Origin of the sequence: Nocardia sp. NPDC058518, assembly GCF_042719655.1 — a bacterium.
In the GTDB taxonomy this organism is placed as follows: domain Bacteria; phylum Actinomycetota; class Actinomycetes; order Mycobacteriales; family Mycobacteriaceae; genus Nocardia.
Map to the genome: position 1 here is coordinate 1 of NZ_JBHXNJ010000034.1, position 20557 is coordinate 20557.

Sequence of the window (20557 nt, forward strand, 5' to 3'; positions counted from 1 at the left end):
GGGTGCGGGTGCTGGCGTCGCGGCCGGCGCGTCTTCTGCGGCTCACCCGTGTTCGGACCCGCCCCCCCGCCGCGCGGGCGTGGGGCGCGGGCCCGCGCCCCCCCGCGGCCCCGGGGTTTCGCGGGGGGGCGCCGGCCCCCCGGACGGCGTGGCGTCCGGCGAGGTGAAGTAGGCACCGAACGGATTTTCCATGCGGGCGTCCTACGCCGGCGCCGGGACGACTCCCGGTTGGCCGTGTCTGGGTGCGGCAGAGGGCTTCTCGGTCTCCTGATCCTGCTGGGGGCGAGCGCCCGGCGGCACCACTCCGCCTTGCATCGGCTGCTGAGCGGGCGCGGGGGTGATCGGAGCCTGTGGGGCCTGTTCGGTTTTCGGCGCCTGGTTCGACTGGAATGGGGCGGCCGGCGCGGGTGCTTCCGGCTTCGCCGAAGCGCCGCTGTCGTTGTTCGCCCCAGCGCCGGTGCTGGTGCCGCCGCCGGTGCTGGTGCCGCCACCCAAGCCGCCGAACAGTGTGTTCGTGCCGGTCCCACCGCCATTCGTCGACGGTGCGGCGGGCGAGGTGCCCGCGGGTGCGGTGGCCGTGCCCTCGGTTCCGGCGGCATTCGCGGCGAGCGTGTCGATGCCGGTCGTCGCCAGCTCCGAACCCTTGTCGAGCCCGTGCATCGCGACTTCGGCGATCTTGTCGATCAGATGCGTACCGAAGCTGACACCGGCATCGATCGCCGCGGTCCCCAGTGAGACCCCGCCGTCGATCAGCGCCTCTTGCAACGCGATCTGCGCCGCTGTCGCCGGATCGATGTTGTCGTCGTCGTCATCCCACGACGAGTCGTTCCACGACGACGTGTCGGATCCGCCGGTACCGAGAACATAGACCCCGGGCGCCACCTCCGTCGCGCCGGTGGGAACGGTCACCCCGTTGGTCCCGCCGAGATCGCTGGTGAGCCCCCTGGTGTTGCGGGTGTACTGATCCATCTCGGTGCTGGCATTACCCACCACCCCGACCGCTTCCGAGATGGCCTCTTCGGCGAGCTCGACGATGGCGTCGAGGTTGTTCCCGTTCACCGCGGGCGCGGCCCTCTTCGCCTTGGCCCGGAAGTCCGCGATGATCGCGTCGACCTTGGCGGCTGCGGTCGACTGGGTCGAATACGCCTGCCCGAGCAGGGAACTCAGTCTGGTCCCACGATCGGCCGCGGCCGAGACCTCGGTGGCGGTCTGCCGCAGCGCGGGTGTCGCTGGCGCCGCTGTCTCGGTCGACTCGAGCGCGTACAGCCCGAGCCGATGCGGGTCCTCGGTAGCCGTAGTGGCGGCGGAAGCCGAAGTGAGTGCGGCCACCACCGCGGCATCGGGATCGGCGGAAGTATTACTGCCCAACGAGCTTCGCAATTCGAGCAGGGGCACTTCGAGCAGCGCGATCACCGGTGCGATCTTGGCCTCGGCCTCGGCGGGTGTGATCGTGCTCAATGTGGTCTCGGAAGCCAGCGACTTGGCACGCATCACGCCACCTCACCCTCGGCCGCACGCAGATCGCCTGCCAGCCCGGTATCGATCCCGGTCACGCTGGCGCCGAAGCGATTCAAGATGTCCTGGTAGGCGGTGACCAGATTGCCAGCGGTGCTCAGCGTCGACGCGTGGTCGCCCGCGGCCTGTGTCCAGGCGGCGGCGAATTCACGCCCGAGCACGCCGAGCCCGGACAGGTCGACCCCGGCCGCGGTCGTCGTATCGTTGGCCGCTGTGCCAAGAAGTTCGGAAACCCGAGCTGCCGCACGCTGATAAGCGTCGAGCGCTGACGGGTCGAATGACATTTCTGCCACGATGTCTGCCCCTTCACGATCGCGGATCCCGGCACGGCCGGTGCTGAAAAGCCTAACCACCCAGCGCCGTTTGCGGGGGAGTCCAGTCCAGATGGACGGATCGATCTCGAGAGTGCGCAGGTCACGGACTTTCACCGCGAAGCTCGGCTGGTGCTGGTGTGACTGACGGGTCGGCGATCGAACATGACCGGCGAGTAGGGTCAGCCACGTTATGTCTGTCCTGCTGCTCGCCCTGCTCGGGTTCGCCCTGCTCGACGCGCTCGACGTGCTGCTGGTGGCGATCACCACGGCCGTGGTCGCCGACGCCAGGCTGACCCGGCGCTCGCCGATGACGGGGGTGCTCAGCTTCCTCGGCGGCGTTTTCGCGGTCTCGGTGGCCTTCGGGGTGTGTGCCGTGCTCGGCATCGACTTCCTGGTCCGGCTCCTCGACTTCGAGCTGACCCCCACCCTGCGCTACTGGGGTGAGCTGGTGATCGGCCTGGTGCTGATCGCGGTGGCCGCGCTCCCGGTCGACACCACCACCTCCACCGGCGGCCGCTGGGTCGAGCCGGTGCGCAAATATCCGTGGCTGATGGGCGTGATCGGATTCACTCTCGGTCTGGCGAAGGTGCCGACCTCGGTGCCGTATCTCGCGGCCCTCGCGCTGCTGTCCGCGCAGCGCCCGCTGCCGGTGGTGTGGCCGCTGATCGTGGCGGGTTACTGCGCGATCGCCCTGGTCCTGCCACTGGTCGTGCTGGCATTGGCGCTGCGGCGAACGCCGCGCGCCCGGCGGGTCTACCGGCTGCTCGTGCGGGGCATCACCCGCTTCGGGCCGCCGGCGATCAGAGTGCTCTTCGTCGTGTTCGGCATCGGACTGGTCATCGACGCTCTTGTCCACGCGGGCCGATTGTGGTGAGCGCCCGCACGGCCACTCAGGAAAGCGTCAGGACCATCGAGTACCGTCATAACGAATCGATGACATGCCCCGTGCCCGCATCCTGGGCCGCGGGGCTATCCAGGTGAGCAGGGAGGGCGACCCTTGAGGGTTACCGTTGTTGTGCCGACCTACAACGAGCGGGAAAATCTGCCGGTGGCGGTAGAGCGGCTGACGGCTCTGCCGGTGTCGGATCTGCACGTGCTGGTGGTAGACGACAATTCACCCGACGGCACGGGTGACGTCGCCGACAAACTGGCAGCTGAGCTGCCGAATGTGGTGAGCGTGCTGCACCGCACCGAGAAGGACGGCCTCGGCCGCGCCTACATCGCGGGCATCACCGCGGCGCTCGACGAGGGTGCCGACGTGGTGATCCAGATGGACGCCGATCTGTCGCACCCCGCCGAGGTGATCCCGTCGATGCTCGAGAAGCTGAGCTCCGACGATGTCGGCGTAGCGCTCGGGTCGCGCTACGTGCCCGGTGGTTCGACGGCCGCGGAATGGAAGTGGTACCGCAAGGCGCTGTCGGCCTGGGCCAACTTCTACGTGAACCTGATCCTGCGCCTCGGCGTGAAGGACGCGACCGCCGGTTTCAAGGCCTGGAAGGCCGACACGCTGCGCGCGATCGACGTGGCCTCGATCCGCAGCAACGGCTACTCGTTCCAGGTCGAGATGAACTACCGCGCGATCAAGAAGGGCTACACGATCGCCGAGGTGCCGATCCGCTTCGAGGAGCGCACCGTCGGCGCGTCGAAGATGAGCCTGAAGGTGCAGCTCGAGTCGGCGCTCATGCCGTGGAAGCTGCTGTTCGGCCGCTCGGTCTAGAACTCGACACGCGAAAGGCCCCGCCGAAGTTTCGGCGGGGCCTTCGCTGTTGTTTCGGGTCACTTCGCGGTGATGGAGCGACGCACACCTTCCATCGCGATCACCATGACCGGCACCAGCACCACGTGCATCACCGACAGGGCGACGGTGGAGGCGGTGTCGAAGTTCGAGGAAACGGTCATCGCGATCGTCCCGATCGACAGCACCGACCCGACCACGGCGGCGGTCCGCAGCACGCCGGTCCACAGGTAGGACAGCAGCACGGCCACGGTCAGGCCGATCAGCAGCGGCACGGCCGACATCATGATCACCCCGCCGGGCGCGACATCGAGCAGCTTGCCGTTGTCGACGGTGATGAACGACCCGCCTGCGGCAGCGCCGATGGCCCAGACGATCAGATTCAGGACGACGGCGGCGACCACGGCGCCCAGCACGGCGACGGGCCGGTTCAGCGCGGGGACGGTGTAGGTGGCGGGGGCGGTGGTGGTGGTCATGATGTTCTCCCTCATTCGGTGGTGAGACAAGCATCAAACCTAAACCAATGTTCATGTCAAGCCCTCGGCTGAATTCGGTTGCGCCGCTTCGTTGAGACGCTGGTCATAGGCCCTGCGCCCGATATCTACGACGGATGGTCGTAGCATGGCGGGGTGGGCTCTCCGACGGATCACACCGCGCGCTTACGTGGCGCGGCAGTGGGTTCCGCGTCCGGAGCCGTCGCCGTGCTGGCACACGGAATCGGCGGTGCGAGCGCCGTTCCCACCGGATCCGCCTTGACGCTGCTGTTCGCCGCGTGCGCCCTGATCGGTGTCGTAGTCACCGCGCTGCCGCGGGGCAACAGTCCGGTGTCGACCATGGTGGTGCTGGCCGTCGGACAGGGCATCGGGCACACCGCGCTCACGCTGGGGCATACGCAGCACCACTCTGTCTCCGCCGCGATGCTGCTCGCCCACCTGGTGGCGATCCCGGCGGGCGCGACCGCGATCCGCGCCGCCGAAGTCGGTGTGCGCCGGGCGATCACCAGCGTGCGACGGCTGGCCGTGGTGCTGGCGGGGGTACCGGGCCCGGCCGCGCGGCCGGGCAGGCTGCCTCGCGCCGATGAGCGAGCGGTCCTGCGCCAACTGCTGCTTCGACCAGGCATCGGCCTGCGCGGTCCGCCTCGGGCGGGAAGCACCGTCGTTCACCCCGTTCCGGCGTAGCCGCCGAATTCCGCCGTCCCGGCGGATGATTCGCCGATGCCGACCTGCCGGTCCGGGTTTCACCTCACCCGATGATCGGAGTTCTCCATGTCCGCGTATGCCCGTACCCATCTGCGTACACCCCGTGCCGCACGCCGTCTCGGCGCCGCGACCGCACTGTCCGTCCTCGCCGTGTTCGCCACCGCCTGCTCGAGTTCGGAAACAACCCCCGCCGCCCCCGCGCCTGCGGGTGACCGGATCAGCATGAGCGACCAGTGGATCAAAGCCGCCGACTCCGGCATGTCCGCGGCCTTCGGCCACCTGCGCAATACCGGCGACGAACCGGTGACCCTGGTCGCCGCGACCAGCCCCGCCTCGGACCGGGTCGAGATCCACGAGGTCGTGCCCGACAGCACTGGAGCCAAGACCATGCGCCCCAAGGAAGGCGGCATCACCATCCCGGCGCACGGCGAAGTGACACTGAAGCCAGGCGCCGAGCATCTGATGTTCATGGACCTGAAGCAGCCATTGCGCACCGGCGCGGAAACCTCGCTCACCTTGACCTTCTCCGACGGCTCCAGCACCGTGGTCAGTGCCCAGGTGCGCGATTTCGCCGGCGGCAACGAGAACTACGCGCCGGGCGCCGAGAACCCCACGCACGGTGGCTGATCCGCATTCCGGGCTCTCCCGCCGCCGGTTGCTCGGCGGGGGAGCCGCGGCTGCGGGTGTCGTCGGTGCGGCCGGAATCGGCTGGGGTGCGGCCGGTCTGCCGGATCGGGAACGCGAACGCGACGCCGCGCTCGACACCGTGCCGTTCTACGGCACGCATCAGGCAGGCATCGAGACGACGCCACCCGGTCATGTCGCCTTCGCCGGTTTCGATCTCGCGCCCGGCGTCGGCCGCGAAGACATCATCGGCCTGCTCCGGATCTGGACCGACGACGCGTCACGGCTCACCCAGGGCCTGCCCGCGCTCGCCGACACCGAACCGGAACTCGCGGCCAGGCCCGCCCGCCTGACGGTCACGGTCGGTTTCGGCCCTGAGCTGTTCACCGTCGCCGGTCTGACCGCGCGACGGCCGAGCTGGTTGCGGCAGCTGCCGCCGTTCCCCGTCGACCGGCTGGAGCCCGCCTACACCGGCGCCGACCTGGTACTCCAGGTCTGTGCCGCGGAGGCGACAACGGTCGCGCACGCGGTGCGGGTGCTGTCAAAACATGTGAAGTCGCTGGTGACGGTGCGCTGGGTGCAGCGCGGCTTCCGGGACGCGCCACGTGGCCAGACCATGCGCAACCTCATGGGCCAGGTCGACGGCACCGTCAATATCGCCCCGCGCACGGTCGACTTCGATCGTCTGGTGTGGGACGACGGCACGTCGATGCCGTGGCTGCGGGGCGGCACCTCGCTGGTGCTGCGCCGCATCGCCATGGACCTCGACACCTGGGACGAACTCGACGCCGACAGCCGCGAACTGACCGTCGGCAGAAAGGTCACCACCGGCGCGCCGCTCACCGGCACCGCCGAACACGACGAGCCCGATCTGACGGCGGTCGACCGCAACGGCATCCCGGTCATCCCGCCGTCCTCGCACGTCGCCCGCGCCAGGCACACCCACGACGGTGAACGGTTCCTGCGGCGCGGATTCAACTACGACGAGGCACCCGCGCCGGGGCAGCTGTCGAATTCCGGCCTGCTGTTCGTCGCCTATCAGCGCGACGTCGACGCCCAGTTCCTGCCGGTGCAGCAGCGACTGGCGGAGTTCGACGCGCTGAACGAATGGACGACACCGGTCGGCTCGGCGGTGTTCGCGATCCCGCCCGGTGTTGCCGGTACCGGGAATTATCTCGGGCAGCAGTTGTTCGAAAGCTGAGGGAGTCCGGCCGGGTGTGTCACCGCGCCCGGCCGGGCTTCAGTCGGCTTCCGGCCAGTTCAGCAGGGTGGTTTCGAACAGCTGCCGGACGCCTTCGACCTCGTCGTCCATGTCGGCGGGGTCCCAGCCGGAGACGTCGATCGGCGGTAGGACCGCGACGTCGACGATGCCGGAGCGGGCGATAGGTGAATCCCGCCAGGCGATTTCGCCCGCGTTGCGCAGCACGATCGGAATCACCGGCACGCCCGCCTGGATGGCGATGTGGAAAGCGCCCTTCTTGAACGGACCGACGTGCGGGGTGTACGAACGGGTGCCCTCGGGTGCCACGGCGATGGACAGCCCGTCGCGCAGAGTCGAGACCACCGGCGCGAGTGAGGCTTTCGCTGCCTCGGTATTGGCGCGGTCGATGAAGGTGACGCCGACGAATCGCATCAGCGGACCGAACAGCGGGTGGTTGGCGAGTTCCTTCTTGCCGATGCCGGTGACCGCGCCGTCGAGGACCTTCGGGACGATGATGACGTCGAACTGGCTCTGATGGTTGAACAGGAACACCGCGGGCCTCGGCGCGCGGGCATTCTCGATGCCGACCACGCGCAGTTGTACGTCGATGGCGCGCAGGGTGGCGGTGGTGGCGTCGTGCATGAGCGCGTCGGCCATCGTCTGCCGCTTGCCGGTGTAGGACTTGCGAAGTACGCCGACCAGCGCGCCGCCGATGAGTCCGGCGAAGCCGGCGATGGTCCGCAGGTAGTCGATGGGGCGTGGTGCTCGGCGCAGGCGGAAGGTCAGGGTGGGCCAGCCGTTGCCGGTGGCGATCGCGGCCAGGGCTGGGTCGGGGTCGATCACGGTCGGCCGCTCGGCGAGTTCGAGGAGGGGCAGGTCGGCCACGCTGTCGGCGTAGACGTAGCCGATCTCGCGCCCGGCGGCGAATTCGGTGACCGCCGCGGACTTTCCGGCGCGCCACAGCGGTGCGCCCTCGGTGTGCCCCGTCAGTGCCCCGTCGTCGACGGCGAGCTGGGTGCACACCACGTTGCCGATGCCGAGGCGCTCGGCGGCCGGCTGTACCTGGAATCGCGTCAGCTCACTGACCAATATCACTGTGTGACCGGCCAATTGGTGCGCGCGCACGAGGTGCCACGCCTCGGGAAACAGCCGCCCGTAGATCTCTTTGCGGAATGCCTTGCGGCCCAGCTGCTCGAGCTCGACCTCCGACGCGCCTGCCCAAGTCCGCTCGACGGCTTGGAGGAATCGTCCGTAGTCGCCGTCGCTACCGCCGCGCTGGATGCCGCCGAGCAGGGTGGCCAGGCGATCGTCACCGCGCCGGAACACCTTGCGCGCCAAGCTGCGTCGCGGCAGACCGTCGACAACCGTGCCACCGAAATCGAACACGGCCGCGACCTGCGCGCCTTGCGGGCCCGACCGGATCGCGGCCACGGCTTCGGCGAGTGTGCCCATCAGATCGAGTTCCTGTTCGACGGATCGAGCGAGGCCGCCCGTGCGATACGCTCGCCGAGATCGCGCAGCTGGTCGGCGAATTCCTGCCGCTTGTCCTTCAACTCGGCCTCGGTGCCCTCGGCTGCGGGCGCGATGAGGCCGTGGTTGTCGGCCAGTTTCCATGCGCTGGTGAACAATTCCGACGATACCGATTCCGGGCTGTGCAACCGCTGCTGCAACAGCATCTGCTTGCCGACCGCCACGCATTCGTCGATGAATTCCTTGCGATCGATCGTCGCGTCGGCGGGCCGGGCAACCAGGCGCTCGGCGACCACCAGCTGCGCGTCGAAGAACGATCGCAGCACGCGATGGGCCATCACGAATCCGGATTCGGTGACAGCGCCGAGGAATTGGCGATCCAGTCGATCATCCGGAGTGTGCTCGTCCCATTCGGGCACGATGATGCGCACTTCCTGGATGATCTGCTCGGCGAACTCCTGCCGTTCCGGGAAGAAGAATTCGAACTTGAGCAGGTCGCGCAGCGCGAACGCCGCCTTCCACGCCGCCCGCAGCGGGTCGTCACCCGGTTGCTCCACCGCGGTGAGGGCCGCCAGTTCGAGAATGGCTCGGTTGACGAACCAGTGCACCGCGCTGTTGCGGTAGAACGCCGCTTCGAGATGCGCGCCGGGTTCGATCGCGTACACCGGCTCCAGCCCGCCGCGATACACGGTGACCACGCCCGCCAGCGCGAGCTGTTCGAGCACCACCCGCAGGCCCTGCTCATCGCGCAGCGTGGTGAGTTCGCCGCTGGGCAGTCCGCGACCGACGATATAGCCGAGCACCGGGTCGAGCACCGTGCGCACCTGGCCCAGCGTGAGCGCGCGCTCGTGCACGCCGAGCAGGGCCAGGGTGACCAGCGCGTTGACGGTGATCGGGGTGACCTCGTTGATGCCGACCGCGACATCGAAGGCCAAGCGCTGCACGGCTTTGTGCTCGGCGGCGGCGAGCTCGGTCTCGTCGGGAGAGCTGGTCGACCCGGTCTCGGTGTCACGCAGTGGGATGGTCACCGGCCGCAGGTCCAGCGGATCACCGTGCACGCCGAGCCGCTCGCGCGCCGAAATCGCTTCGCCGAACCGCACATACACGCGACCGGCCGAATGCTGCTGCAGACGAACATATTTCGCGAGCCAGCCGATGCCCTCGGCCTTCTTGGTGCCACCGGCCTGTTCGCTGGCGATCGCGCCCAGCTCGTTGAGTCGCTCGTAGGTGATCGAGACCGGCACCAGCATCACGTCGTCGACGCGACGCGAACGGACCGCGGCGGCAAGATAATTGAGGAGCCCGTAGCGCGGCGGGCGCAGCTTGCCGGTCCTGGTGCGGCCGCCCTCGAAGTACCACTCCATATTGAAGCGCTTGGCCAGCAGGTAGGCGAAGTACTCCTCGACGACCGCCTTGTAGACCTCGTCGTCGCCGAAGCTGCGCCGGATGAACACCGTTCCGGTGCGCCGCGCGACCGGTCCCATCGGCCAGAAGTTGAGGTTCGCACCGCCGATCACATGGTTGGGCGGAAAATCATTGCGCGCCAGCACGTCACCGAGGACGAACGCGTCCACGTAGGAGCGGTGCGAGGGCAGGAACACCAGCGGGTGTTTGCGGTTGAGCTTGCGCAACGCGTCGAGGCCGCGCAGATCGGTGTCGACCTTCCAGGTCGAGGCGTGCACCGGTCGCATGGCCTGGGTGAACAGATCCGAGACCAGTCGGCTCTGCGCGGCGACCAGCTCGCGCAGCGCCTTCTCCGCGTTGCGGTACACCTGGTCGGGTTCGGAGCCGATCTCGTCGGCGATGTAGTCGAGCTTGCGCTGGAATTCGGGGGAGTCGAGGATCTCCTCGGCCACCAGCTGGGGCACCTTGTAGCGATCGCCGATCACGGTGCGTTCGGCGCGTTCGAGCGCGACCACCGCCGCGCGCACCACCGCGCGCGCGAACGGGTCGGCTGAGCCCGCCCGCAGCAGTGCCGCGGCCTCGGGATTGTTGGTGCGCAGCGCGCTGAGCCGGGCGGGTGCGCCGACGAGCACACGGTGGCGGTCGGGTTCGGTGCGCAGCAGCCTGCGCTGGACGAGCCGGTTGGGTTTGCGCGGATTGGTGAGCATCGCCAGGTCGGCGAAGGTCACCCGGCGCACACCGTCGCGTTCGGGCGGCAGCCACAGCACCCGGACCGGGACGACGAGCGGGTCGTCGTGCCTGCCGACAAGGCGTTTGGTGATGGCCTTCGCGTCGAGGTCGAGCTGGGTCACCGGGGCGGTCGAGTCGACCTCCCTGCCGAGACCGCCCTGGGCGATCCAGTCGCCGATCACTTCGCGTTCGACGCCGGAGGCCGCGTCGACCAGGGCGACCACCGAGTCTGCCTGCGGGCCGCGCCGCCCACCTTTGTCGATCATTGCTCCATTCAAGCCGCAGAATTGGCTCGGCGCATCGAACTTGGGCTACAGCGCGTTGCCCGGGCGCGTGCGCAGGACCGGCATGCGCTCCCCGGAGTGGCGAAGAATACCCAGCGCGGGTCTGGCTAAACGGCGAGGTAATGCTAACCTAACCACGCAAAGTTAGGTCAGCTTTACCTTGGAGGATCGTTGTCGTCGACGGAACAACCCGTACGGGTGGAGTATGTGACCGACCCGGCGGCAGCGATGTCACGTCTGGCCGTTTCGGATCGGTTCGGCGAGTACGTGATGTACGAACAGCCCGGCGCGTGGGTGTTCGCCGCCGATCCGCTCGGCAGCGTGGAACTCGACGCCGGTGAGCTGCGCACCGTGTGGGGTGATGAGACCACCGCGCGCGCGTGGACCGGCAGCCCGGCCACCGCCATCGACACCGCGCTGGCGAGCCTGCCGCTCGACGGCCGCAACGCCTACGGCTGGATCGGCTTCGAATTCTGCGCCTACTCGCTCGCGGCGACCCACTATCTCAATCCGCTGACCTCGTTGGCGCACCTGATGATTCCGCGGATCGAGGTGCGCATCGACGCCACCGGTGTGCGGATCAGCGGCGCCACTCCCAATGAAGCGTGCGACATCCACGATCTGATCGCCGGCTCGCAGGGTGTGGACCTGCCGGTCGCGACGCCGGTCGATGTGCGACCCGACCCGACCAACTACCAGGATCGGGTCGCCGCGGCTGTCGCCGAGATCCGCTCCGGCAGCTATCAGAAGGTGATTCTGTCGCGCAAGGTCGAGCTGCCGTTCGCGGTGGACGTGCCCGCGACCTATCGCCTCGGCCGGGCCAACAACACGCCCGCGCGCTCGTTCCTGCTGCGGCTGGGTGGGCTCGAAGCGGCCGGGTTCAGCCCCGAGCTGGTGGCCTCGGTCGACGACGATCGCATCGTCACCACCGAACCGCTGGCCGGCACGCGCGCGTTCGGACTCGGTATCGAGGCCGACGGTGCTGCCCGCGCCGAGCTGCTCGCCGACCCGAAGGAGATCGTGGAGCACGCGATTTCGGTGCAGACCTCCTTCGCCGAGATCGCCGAGGTGGCCGTGCCCGGCACGTCCGCGGTCTCCGATTTCATGGCGGTGCGCGAGCGCGGCAGTGTGCAGCACCTGGCATCCACCGTGCGCGGCACCCTCGCCGCCGACCGCACCGCGTGGGACGCCCTCGAGGTGCTGTTCCCGTCGGTGACCGCCTCCGGCATCCCCAAACGCGCGGGCGTCGACTCGGTGTTCCGCAACGACCACGATCCGCGCGGGCTGTACTCCGGCGCGGTGGTGTGCGTTTCGCCGACCGGCGCTCTCGAGGCGACGCTGGTGCTGCGCGCGGTCTACCAGACCGGTGAAGGTGCGTGGTTGCGCGCCGGTGCGGGGATCGTCGGCCAGTCTCGCCCCGAGCGCGAATTCGAGGAGACCTGCGAAAAGCTGGGCAGCGTGGCGCCTTACGTGGTCAAGGCTTTCACCGCCCCTGCGTGACTTCTGCCGGCCGTGGGGCGCGCAGGACTTGCGCACCCGGGCCGGCGGTGAGCCGATCTACCTAAGCGGCCTGACCGAGGATCACCAGCGGGTTAGCCGCAGTCAGTCCCCGCCTCCACCACCACCGCAACCACCACCACCGCAGCCGCTGCTACGTCCACCTCGACCGCCGGCGTTCCACGTGCGTCGTCGCTGGTATGCCGTGCTCCGCCGGTAGGCCGACCGCTGCTGGCGCAGGGCTCGCTGGTGTGTGGCTTTCTGGTACCGCCTCAGCCTCTGCGCGGGAGTCAGCCGTCGCTCCATATCGATCGCCGCCCACAGCAGCAAACCGGCCACCGGCAGGCTCACGAAACCCAGGAACGAGACTCCGCTGTACACCCCGACCACCAGGACCAGCACCGCCCCGGGCACCAAGAGAGAACTCGAGACCGACACCGTTGATACCCCCCGACTGGCTCACCGATACCGTCGAGCGTACAGATTCGGAAACAGTGGGGCACAACGTTTTTCGTATAGGAGGGTAGACGGTTCGCCCTGGGCGGAGACAGTCGGCCGCCGCTAGCATCACTGACCGTGAATTCAACTGCCCGATTCCTGCAGATCCTGTTCCTGCTCGCTGGTACAGCTGTCCTACTCATCGGGATGGGGACGGGTATCTCCATCTATCACTCGACCGGTGTACTCACCGACAGCCCCGAAAACCGCAATGAAATCAAAAGAATGGTTGTCGACGCGAGCTGGAAATGCTCCGACACCACGTACAACGCCGGCAGGGAATGCCAGATCGACCGAGCCGCGGTCTACATGCCCCGCAATACGGACCTTCCCATCGTGCTCGTACTGGGCGGTATCGGCCTGATCGGTGCGGCAGGCGCGGTAGCAGTCGGTGCTCGGCCGAGCATGCCCGCTTCCCGGCCGCCGCTCCCACCTCACACCGGCGCGTGACCAACGCTGCTCGACTGGACCGAGACCGCAGAGCAAATCCTCGCCGAGGCTAGTGCTGGCAGTGCAAGCTGGTCAGCCTGGCCCCGGCCGCGTACCGGGCAGCCTTGTTCGATGTCCGTTTTGTGAGGGGTCACGAAGGCGCTCCGGTACCTTTCGGTCGGCGGTTTCGACGGAAGGATATGTGATGGCCAAGGACGGTTTTTCGCCGCAGATGTTGTCGAGTTCGATGCGTAGTTTGGCAAGCGGAGTCCCAGCCGCGCCGCTGGGCACGATCTTCGTGCTGGGGGCCGACGGCGGTTTCGCCGTCCCGCCAGGGGAATTCAGACTGTACTTCGGCAGATCCCGAGACGATGTCCATGTACCGGTCGGGGTCGATGACGAGGGGGTCAGCCGCAGACACGGAGTCTTCGAGTACGACGGACAACAGTGGCGGGTCAGCAACTGGGGACATCTGCCGATCGAGTTGCCCGACGAACCACTGCTGTTGAACGGCAGGCAGAGGGCCTTCGAACCCGGCTACACGCCGATGTTCATCGGATCCAGGAAGGACCGGCGACATCTTCTGGAAGTTCATGTGGTCGGTGTCCCCGCCGAGAAGCCCACCGAGCAACAGCACAGCCGCACCGTACCGCCGAAAACCTATCCCTTGAGCCCGGACGAGAAATTGGTGCTGACCGCACTCGCTCAACGATATCTGCGCCAGGAACGCTATCCGCAGCCCCTGTCGTGGAGGCAGGTCGCCGAAGAGTTGAACGGCCGCCCAGACGAGCGGATGTGGTCCCCCAGGACTGTGGCCTACATAGTCGGTGTGGTGCGTGAGCGGCTGTCGATGGCCGCTGACCCTGTTGCCGGGATCCGGATCGAGGACGGAATCGGTGATCCCGTCGGTAATGCCTTGAACCACAATCTCATACAAGCATTGCTACGATCTGCGACGTTGGCACCGGTAGACCTCCGGATGCTCGACAGCACTCTCGACGACGACCGGGCCGAGGCAGTGTGACGGAGTTCCGTCAAGATCCAAGGGTTTCGTTAGATGACATTGCAGCCAGGGGACGAATTCGCCGAATACACCATCGAAGGCATTCTCGGCGTAGGCGGGATGGGCGTCGTCTATCTGGCCCGGCACCCACGGATCAAAGAGCGCCGTGTCGCATTGAAGGTTCTCGCCGACGTGCTCGCCGGCAACGCCGCTGCCCGTGAGGCTTTCGACCGAGAGGTCGCTTTGGCGGCCAAGCTCGAACACCCCAATATTGTCACCATCCACGACCGAAACAAGACCGGCGATCCAGCATTGTGGCTGTCGATGCGCCATATCCGTGGCGGCGATGCCAAGGCGTTACTCGCTGATTCGCCACAGGGATTGTCACCGGAATTGGTGATGCGACTGCTGTCCGATGCGGCCGACGCACTGGACTACGCCCATCACAGAGGCATCCTGCATCGCGACGTCAAACCGGCGAATCTGCTGATCGAACACGCATCCGATGGTGGGCTGCGGGCTGTGCTGGGCGATTTCGGTATCGCACGCGCCCTCGACGAGACGGCAACGGCCTCGGCGATCGCGGTGACCTTCGCCTATGCGGCGCCGGAAAGGTTCTTGGGCGGTCCTGTCGATCACCGGGCGGATATCTATTCCCTTGGCTGTAGTCTTCATGAACTTCTCACCGGACAAACTCCGTACCCGCTCAGCGCCCAAGCCGCGGTCATGGGTGCGCACCTTACGGCCGACCCTCCGTCACCACACAGCATCCGACCGGACCTTCCCGCAGCACTCGATGACGTCATCGCGAAAGTCCTGGCCAAAAGCCCCGATGATCGATATGCGAGCTGCACCGAACTCATCGAGGCGGCGCGACGATCACTCGCGGGCGTGGCCGATCGGCCCGGATCCGGCGGCGATACCGACTCCCCCAAGGCTGCGCCAGCTGCCGTTGAACCGAAGCCTTGCGTTGCGGGTACGACGCGGGTGCCCACAGATGCCGCGGCAGGCAGTCCGGTTTACGCTCTCCGACTAGACGTTGATGATCACCACCGGCCACTGCGGGCACGGGCTCAGCCGATCGCGACCGCTGGCGTAAATGAGCACACCGAAGCGCTCCCTCCGACCTCGAGCGTAGGGCCGGCGGGCGCTGACAGCATGAGATTTCGTCGGGGTATGCATTCGGCGAAATTTCCGGTAGACCCCCGAAATCTTGGCCCGATGCAGACACGGGCCCTGGTCGATCGGCAGGTCGACATCGGACGGGCCTTCGCGTGGGTCCTTGGGGCAGCCTTGATTGTCGTGGTCGCGGTCATTCTCGGTCAAATGAACGACACGAACGCCTCCGGTGGCAGGATGCCCAGTACTTCCAGCACGAACCAGGCGCTGGACCAGGCGCCCACTTCCACTCGAACTGCGGTGCCGAGTACGAAATCGCCGGATCGCAGCAGCTCGGATGCAACGACTACCCGCCGAACCACGACATCGGCGTCGGCAACTTCGGTCATCAGCCGGAGTGAGCCGGTGACAACAACCAGACCGGCGGAGAGGCCGAGGCCGCCTGCGTGGGTGGGTGAATGCATAGCCTTGAACGCCGATGGGAATCTGAATAACGTTGTTCCCGACTGCGAGCGCGGGGGCGGTCCTTATCAGGTGAGCGCGAGGATATATCCAGATGACCCCGATCAGGAGTGCCCGGATTCGAGTTCCGCCACCCTTGCCGAGGATGGTGTCATGTTGTGTCTCAACATCTTTCTGCTTGCTAACTATTGTTACAGTATGCCCAGCTCGAGCGATATTATTATCATCGCAGTCTCGTGCCCGAGCGGAGATTTCGTAGTCCTGCGCACCACGCGGTCGGTTTCTGGGTGCGGTGCAGATGCCTCCATGTCATTCCGCAATAGCTCGGTCATCTATTGCATCCGGAATCTCTGACCGTGTGAAATCAGTGGTCACTCACCCGTGTAGAGCGCGCAAGGCCTTCTTGTCGATCTTGCCGACCGCGGTGATCGGCAGTGAATCCGCTTGGCGGACAAGGTCGGGGAGCTTGTAGGTGGCAAGGCCGCGTTCGGTGAGGAAGGTTTTGATCTCGCCGAGGGTCGGCAGCTCTCCGGTGACAACCAGCACGACACAGGCCTTTTCGCCGAGCGAGGCATCGGGCAGGCCGACCGCGGCGGCGTGCCGGACGGCGGGGTGGGCGAGCAGGTGCTCCTCGAGTTCATCGCAGGAGATGTTCTCGCCGCCGCGGTTGATCACGTCCTTGATCCGGCCGCTCACGACCAGGTGGCCGCTGGGCAGCCGGCGGACGAGGTCGCCGCTGCGGTAGAAGCCGTCGGGGGTGAAGGCGCGCGCATTGTGCTCGGCCGCACGGTAATACCCGCGCAGCGTGTAGGGGCCGCGGGTGAGCAGTTCGCCCTCTTCGCCCGGAGCGACATCGTTGCCGTCGGCGTCGACGACGCGCAGTTCGTCGGCGGGGGACAGCGGCCTGCCCTGGGTGGTGCACACCAGTTCTTTGTCATCGTCGAGACGGGTGTAGTTGAGCAAGCCTTCGGCCATCCCGAACACCTGCTGCAAAGTGCACTGCAACGCGGGCTCGACTTCGCGGGCGTTCACCTCGGCCAGTCGTGCCCCGCCCACCTGCAACAGGCGCAGCGAACTCAGATCGGCATCTTCCCAATCCACTGCCGCACTCCACAATTGGGCCAGCGGCGGGACGACACCGGTGACGCTCACCCGGTGCTTCTCGATCGCGGCGAAGGCGGCCTCGGGGCTCGGGTCGAGGGTGAAGGCGACGGCGCCGCCGGTCGCGACGGTGCCGAGGATGCCGGGGCAGGCCAGCGGAAAGTTGTGTGCGGCAGGCAGCGTCGCGAGATAGACATCATCGGGGGTGAGCTCGCAGACCTGTGCGCTCGCCGTCGCGTTGTAGACGTAGTCGTCGTGGGTGCGCGCGATCAGCTTCGGCAGGCCGGTGGTGCCGCCGGAGACCAGCATCACCGCGATATCGGACGGGTCGACCTCGGGCAGCGAATCACCGTCGCGGGCAACCGAATCAAGGGCGACGAATCCGGCTCGATTTCCCTCGATCGGGTCGTGCGGCTGAGTAGCACCTTCCGGCGTCCCCGGATCATCGGCGACCAATACATGCCGCAGGCTCGGCACCGCCCGCTGCACGGTGGCGGCGAGCTCGAGGTAATCGAAATCGCCGAGCCGTTCCGGAATGAGATAGGCCACGGCCTCCGAGAGTGCGGCCAGGTGCTCGATCTCGACACGGCGATGCGCGGGCAGGGTGAGCACGGGGATGATGCCCGCTCGCAGCAGGCCGAACAGCGCCGTCGCGAACTCGGGAATATTCGGCAACTGCACGATCACCCGGTCGCCGGGCTCGATGCCGAGCGCCAGCAGCCCGTGCGCCATCCGGTCGGCGGCGGCGTCGAGTTCGGCGTAGGTCTGCGCACCGGCGTCACTGAGAACCGCCGGACGCTGAGGTTGGACGCGGGCGGTGTCGCGCAGTAGATCGCCGAGCGTGCGCCCGGTCCAGTAGCCCGCGGCTCGGTATTCCTGCGCGGCGGCTTCGGGAAATGGGACGTAGCCCTCGCGGTGGCCGGTTGCCGATGTCACGTACTGCCTCACTCGAGTCTCGCTACACTTGCAAAGGTTAGGCAACCCTATCTCAATGGAGTAGGCTGCCGCCGGGCAGTACCGAATCCGTCCGGTGATCGGTCGGCGAGCAAGGAGTGATCGGCAGATGGAGACAGCACCCGCAGGCGGCGCCGGGATCGATCGCGCCGAGATCCGCGCCGCGATCGCCCGTCACCTCGACATCACCGCCGACGCCGTCGCCGAGGCCGACGACCTGATCCAGCTCGGCCTCGACTCCATCCGCACGATGAAGCTCGCGGGCGGCTGGCGTAAACGCGGCATCGCCGTGAACTTCGCCCTCCTGGCCGCCCACCCCACCGTCGACGCCTGGCACGCGCTCCTCAACGGCGCCGACCCCGATGACCTCGCGGCAGGTAGCGCCGCTGAGCCGGACACGGCACCGGCCGACGGCTCGGCAGGACGCGACGGCGTCGATTCCGCCGCAGCCGAATCCGTGCTCGCCCCGGATGACGGCACCCCCTTCGCGCTCGCGCCCATGCAGCACGCGTACTGGATCGGGCGTTCCGACGCGCAGGAACTCGGCGGCGTCGCGGCGCATCTCTACGTCGAATTCGACGGTGCCGATGTATATCCCGAGCGGCTCGAGCAGGCGGTCGAGCAACTGCTGTCGCGCCATCCCATGCTGCGCACCCGATTCCTGCCCGACGGCACCCAGCAGACCCTCGATCGGCCCGGCCGTGCCGTGTTCGGCGTGACCGATCTGCGCGAGGCCTCCGCCGAGGAGGCCGAGCAGCGGCTCGCGGAACTGCGGAGCGCGCGGACGCATCAGCGGATGGCGGTGCAGGACGGGCAGGTGATCGATATCGCGCTCACCCGCCTCGCCGACGGCCGCACCCGCCTGCACCTCGATGTCGACATGCTCGCCGCCGACGCGATGAGCTACCGCATCCTCATCACCGACCTCGCCCGGCTCTACCACGGCGAACAGCTGCCGCCGCAGGACTACACCTTCCGTCAGTACCTGGCCGAGCACCGGCCGGACGAGGCCGCGACCGACCAGCGACCCGGCACGGTTCCCGCCATCGCCGAGGAGCGGGCCCGCGACCGCGCCTGGTGGCAGGATCGCCTGAGCGAGCTGCCCGGTGCACCGGAACTCCCACTCGCCCAGCACATCTCGGACCCGAATCGCACGATCCGCCTGCACCGCTGGCTCTCCCCGCAGGCGAAAGCGCAGGTCTTCGACGCCGCCCACGCCCGCGGTATCACCCCGGCGATGGCGCTGGCCTCGGTGTTCGCCGAAACCATCGGCGGCTGGTCGGCCCAGCGCCGCTTCCTGCTGAATCTGCCGCTGTTCCATCGTGAACCGGTGCACCCGCAGGTCGACGGTGTCGTCGGTGACTTCACCTCCTCGGTCCTGCTGGAAGTCGACGTCACCGAGCCCGCCACCGTCGCCGATCGGGCGCGTGCGCTCCAGCAACGGCTGCACGAAGCAGGCGCGCACTCCGCGTACTCGGGCCTGGAAGTCCTGCGCGACCTGGGCCGTCACCGCGGCGAACCGGTGCTTGCTCCCATCGTCTACACCAGCGCCCTCAACCTCGGCGAACTCTTCCCCGACGTCGTCACCGACACCTTCGGCGACCCGGTCTGGATCATCTCCCAGGGCCCGCAGGTCCTGCTCGACGCCCAGATCACCGAGGTCCGCGGTGGCCTGCTGCTGAACTGGGACATCCGCGAGTCCGCCTTCCCCGCTGGCATGGTCGACGCCATGTTCGCCCGCTACATCGAAGCGATCGAACGCCTCGGCGGCCAGCGTTCCGAGCTCGCTGAGGCATCGCCCGATTCGCCCGAGTCCGGCAGTTCACTGCCTACGGCGGTCGAGCTCGCGTCGGCCCAGGTGTCTTCGAGCGGCGCGGTCGCCAACGGCACCCACCCGCTACAGGTGGCGGACGGCGTGACCTCGTGGACGCTGCCGGTCGTACCCGCCGAAGCAGCGGAAGTTCCGGTCGGCTCGATCGAACGCACCCGGTTCGCCGGGGGAGCGGGGTGGCAGGCCGAGGCCGGGGTGCGAATTCCGGTGGAGCAGGCCGCTACCCGGGCCCGCGTCAACGCCACCGCGGGACCGGTGAGCGGCGGGCTGCTGCACACCGGGTTCTTCGCCAACGCGGCGACGAATCCGTCCGCGCCCGCGGTGCTCTGGGAGCCCGCCGGGCAGCTGACCTATGGCGAGCTGGCCGCCGACGCGCTGGCCGTGGCCGGTGCGTTGCGGGAAGCCGGTGTGGCGCCCGGTGATTCGGTCGCGGTGCAGCTCCCGAAGGGCCCCGACCAGATCGTCGCGGTGCTCGGTGTGCTCGCGGCAGGCGCGGTCTACGTGCCGATCGGGTTCGATCAGCCCGCCGCCCGCCGCGCCGAGATCCTCAGCACGGCCGACGCTGTCGCCGTGCTCACCGTCGGCGGAGCGCAGATCCCGGATACGCGGGCGATCGACCTCGCGGAGGCGCGCACACACACCGAACCGCTGGCACGCCCGATCTTCGGCGACCCGGAGAACATCGCCTACGTGCTGTTCACCTCCGGCTCCACCGGCAAGCCCAAGGGCGTCGAGGTGCCGCACCGTGCCGCCATGAACACCATCGACGACCTCAACGAACGCTTCGACCTCGGCCCGGCCGACCGCGCACTCGCCCTGTCGGCCCTCGAGTTCGACCTCTCCGTCTACGACATCTTCGGCCTGCTCGCGGCAGGTGGTGCGGTGGTCACCGTCGACGAAGCGCAGCGCACCGACCCCGCCGTGTGGGTCGAACTCATTCGCCGCCACCGGATTTCGCTGGTCAACTGCGTCCCGAGCCTGCTGGACATGCTGCTCACCGCCGCGCCGGGTACCGAACCGCTGACCTCGCTGCGGACGGTGATTCTCGGCGGCGACTGGGTCGACGTCGCGCTGCCCGCGCGCCTCGCCTCGGTAGCCCCGAACAGCCGTTTCGCCGGGGGGGGTGGGGGCCCCGGGTGCGCGGTCCCAGCCCCCAGGGTGTTTTAAACAAAGGAGGCGGCGGAGGGA

15 protein-coding genes and 1 pseudogene are annotated in these 20557 nt (G+C 67.8%); 10 read left to right on the forward strand and 6 right to left on the reverse strand.

From position 1 onward, the window contains the following. Positions 1-201 precede the first annotated feature (201 nt). Positions 202-1491 (reverse strand): hypothetical protein, encoded by a 1290-nt coding sequence (locus ACFWPX_RS34580; protein WP_378932617.1) that lies wholly within the window; start codon positions 1489-1491, stop codon positions 202-204. Then, a complete protein-coding gene (locus tag ACFWPX_RS34585) occupies positions 1491-1808 on the reverse strand; it encodes a hypothetical protein (RefSeq protein WP_378932620.1) in 318 nt (105 codons plus the stop codon). The genes ACFWPX_RS34580 and ACFWPX_RS34585 overlap by 1 nt, the downstream gene beginning before the upstream one ends. Before the next feature lie 211 nt (positions 1809-2019). Here ACFWPX_RS34585 and ACFWPX_RS34590 point away from each other — a divergent pair, with 211 nt between their 5' ends. Then, positions 2020-2703 carry a GAP family protein gene (locus ACFWPX_RS34590; RefSeq protein WP_378913958.1) on the forward strand — a complete coding sequence of 228 codons (684 nt, stop codon included), beginning with the start codon at positions 2020-2022 and terminating at the stop codon, positions 2701-2703. 123 nt (positions 2704-2826) lie between these two features. Next, positions 2827-3546 (forward strand): polyprenol monophosphomannose synthase, encoded by a 720-nt coding sequence (locus ACFWPX_RS34595; RefSeq protein ID WP_228536832.1) that lies wholly within the window; start codon positions 2827-2829, stop codon positions 3544-3546. Between the two features lie 59 nt (positions 3547-3605). On the opposite strand, the gene ACFWPX_RS34600 is transcribed toward ACFWPX_RS34595, so the two are convergent. Beyond that, positions 3606-4040, reverse strand: a complete 435-nt coding sequence (locus tag ACFWPX_RS34600) for a DUF6069 family protein (protein ID WP_378932626.1) — start codon at positions 4038-4040, stop codon at positions 3606-3608. A gap of 153 nt (positions 4041-4193) precedes the next feature. Here ACFWPX_RS34600 and ACFWPX_RS34605 point away from each other — a divergent pair, with 153 nt between their 5' ends. The 3 genes from ACFWPX_RS34605 (at position 4194) to ACFWPX_RS34615 (ending at position 6588) form a co-directional block, all read left to right on the forward strand. Further along, positions 4194-4742, forward strand: coding sequence for a hypothetical protein (locus tag ACFWPX_RS34605; protein WP_378932629.1), 549 nt, complete (start codon positions 4194-4196; stop codon positions 4740-4742). An 87-nt stretch (positions 4743-4829) separates the two neighbouring features. Then, complete coding sequence (locus ACFWPX_RS34610; RefSeq protein WP_378932632.1) at positions 4830-5390, forward strand: copper chaperone PCu(A)C; 561 nt, start codon at positions 4830-4832, stop codon at positions 5388-5390. After that, positions 5383-6588 carry a Dyp-type peroxidase gene (locus ACFWPX_RS34615; RefSeq protein ID WP_378932636.1) on the forward strand — a complete coding sequence of 402 codons (1206 nt, stop codon included), beginning with the start codon at positions 5383-5385 and terminating at the stop codon, positions 6586-6588. The genes ACFWPX_RS34610 and ACFWPX_RS34615 overlap by 8 nt, the downstream gene beginning before the upstream one ends. A 39-nt stretch (positions 6589-6627) precedes the next feature. Here the strand turns inward: ACFWPX_RS34615 and ACFWPX_RS34620 are convergent, their stop codons facing one another. Then, positions 6628-8040 (reverse strand): 1-acylglycerol-3-phosphate O-acyltransferase, encoded by a 1413-nt coding sequence (locus tag ACFWPX_RS34620; RefSeq protein WP_378932639.1) that lies wholly within the window; start codon positions 8038-8040, stop codon positions 6628-6630. Beyond that, positions 8040-10457, reverse strand: a complete 2418-nt coding sequence (locus tag ACFWPX_RS34625) for a glycerol-3-phosphate 1-O-acyltransferase (RefSeq protein ID WP_378932642.1) — start codon at positions 10455-10457, stop codon at positions 8040-8042. Before ACFWPX_RS34625 ends, ACFWPX_RS34620 begins: the two co-directional genes overlap by 1 nt. A gap of 216 nt (positions 10458-10673) precedes the next feature. Between ACFWPX_RS34625 and ACFWPX_RS34630 the strand changes: the two genes are divergently transcribed. The 4 genes from ACFWPX_RS34630 to ACFWPX_RS34645 all read left to right on the forward strand — a co-directional run bounded on the left by ACFWPX_RS34630 (position 10674) and on the right by ACFWPX_RS34645 (position 15837). Beyond that, positions 10674-11975, forward strand: coding sequence for a salicylate synthase (locus ACFWPX_RS34630; RefSeq protein WP_378932739.1), 1302 nt, complete (start codon positions 10674-10676; stop codon positions 11973-11975). A 573-nt stretch (positions 11976-12548) separates the two neighbouring features. Next, complete coding sequence (locus ACFWPX_RS34635; RefSeq protein WP_378932646.1) at positions 12549-12920, forward strand: hypothetical protein; 372 nt, start codon at positions 12549-12551, stop codon at positions 12918-12920. A gap of 184 nt (positions 12921-13104) precedes the next feature. Beyond that, positions 13105-13923 (forward strand): FHA domain-containing protein, encoded by an 819-nt coding sequence (locus tag ACFWPX_RS34640; protein WP_378932649.1) that lies wholly within the window; start codon positions 13105-13107, stop codon positions 13921-13923. Between the two features lie 33 nt (positions 13924-13956). Continuing rightward, entirely contained in the window at positions 13957-15837 is a 1881-nt protein-coding gene (locus tag ACFWPX_RS34645; protein WP_378932652.1) for a serine/threonine protein kinase, read from the forward strand. Positions 15838-15858: 21 nt separating this feature from the next. On the opposite strand, the gene ACFWPX_RS34650 is transcribed toward ACFWPX_RS34645, so the two are convergent. Next, positions 15859-17520 carry a (2,3-dihydroxybenzoyl)adenylate synthase gene (locus tag ACFWPX_RS34650; protein WP_378932655.1) on the reverse strand — a complete coding sequence of 554 codons (1662 nt, stop codon included), beginning with the start codon at positions 17518-17520 and terminating at the stop codon, positions 15859-15861. A 127-nt stretch (positions 17521-17647) separates the two neighbouring features. On the opposite strand from ACFWPX_RS34650, the pseudogene ACFWPX_RS34655 reads away from it, so the two are divergent. After that, positions 17648-20422, forward strand: a pseudogene (locus ACFWPX_RS34655) (AMP-binding protein); the annotation flags it as partial. Between the last annotated feature and the right edge of the window lie 135 nt (positions 20423-20557).